General features: G+C 56.5%; 2 protein-coding genes. Both read right to left on the reverse strand.

From position 1 onward, the window contains the following. The coding region (locus V3W39_RS33575) for a tetratricopeptide repeat protein (protein WP_442968448.1) at window positions 1–668 on the reverse strand (668 nt) is incomplete at its 3' end. 148 nt (window positions 669–816) lie between these two features. Next, window positions 817–1277 (reverse strand): DUF6396 domain-containing protein (locus V3W39_RS33580; RefSeq protein WP_330214186.1); only part of this gene is annotated, 461 nt, incomplete at its 5' end.

Consider the following 1277-nt stretch of genomic DNA (forward strand, 5'->3'; position numbering starts at 1 on the left):
AATGCCTCAAGTGCAGCTTGGTACTGCATGCTGTTTTTAAGGTTAACACCTAAGTCGGAAGCCGCATCACCGTGCCCCTGCTCGGCGGCGCAACGGCGCATTTTCCGGGCCATGTCTGGCGCAATGTCGCTGGGCGCCAGTATGTCTGCCACATTGTACTGTGCTTGGGCACTGCCCTGATCTGCCGCCTTGCGGTAATAGCGCAGTGACATTTCCTCGTCCTGCTTCAAACCAGCGGCTCCATGCTGCAGCAAGATCCCGATAAAGTAATAACCGGTTGCCACGCCAGCGTCGATCAGTTGCTGGCTCAGACGCAGATACTCATCCCCACGGAACTCAAACTGGCCGCGCATGGCGCCATTCTGCAGGTTGATATTGGCCTTGTAATGACCGTTCTCGGCTGCAATTCGATACAGTCGCTCAATCTCAACATCGACGGTCTTATCCTGTTTGAGCAGGTTGTTTTTCTGTAACCACCGGGCGTACTTGAATAACACATCGGTTTCGGCAGACGGCTCTGGATTGGCTTCGTGTACACAGGTAAAGGCCAGTTTTTCCTTAGCCTCGGTGATCGGATTCATAGGAATGTCCTGATTCATATGAGTAAGAGCACCGCCGTTATTACAGGCAGCCAGCAGCAGGCTTGAGAGCAGAAGGGGCCGGCGCATCAGTCAAGATCCTTCAGGGGCTTTTCACCGTAATAAAATCTCACCCACCCATGGGCAATATTCAGCTCGCTGCCCACCTGCATGCGGCGGTTGTTGATGGGTGACATGCCTCGGCAAGCCCATAGCCTTACCGCCAAAATGCGGTGCCTCATGAAAGCAGGCACCATTCGACCGCCCGTTCATGTCGCGTAACCTTGTCGGAGAACGGCCAAGTACGTACGTGGTAGCGTTCTACCCACAGCGTCGGCAGGGTCTCACCTTGCGAGAACCATCGAACGCCGTTCCCACCTGCCACGTAATGGAGCCGAGGAAGCAAGCCAACCGCCCAATAACCACTGACCGGGCAGGCTTGGCCGCTATAGCGGTTAGGTGCGGATAAGTGAGCTTGGCTAAAGGCAGGCGATCCCGGTAAACCCTGACCAGTAGCCGGGTCGAGGAGCTTGACCTTGGCCAATTGCTCGATCAACGCCTCGCTGGGCTTTTCTGGCGGGATGTTGGCGAGGCGGGCTTCCAGCCATTGCAGCTTGCCGTCCCAGGCAGGGAGTTTGGCCGGTGGCAAAGGGAGGACTTCATTGATCTCGGGGACTGAGGGGGCGGCGTAGGAGTACC

Origin of the sequence: Pseudomonas sp. Z18(2022) (assembly GCF_036346535.1) — a bacterium.
GTDB lineage: Bacteria > Pseudomonadota > Gammaproteobacteria > Pseudomonadales > Pseudomonadaceae > Aquipseudomonas > Aquipseudomonas yamanorum_A.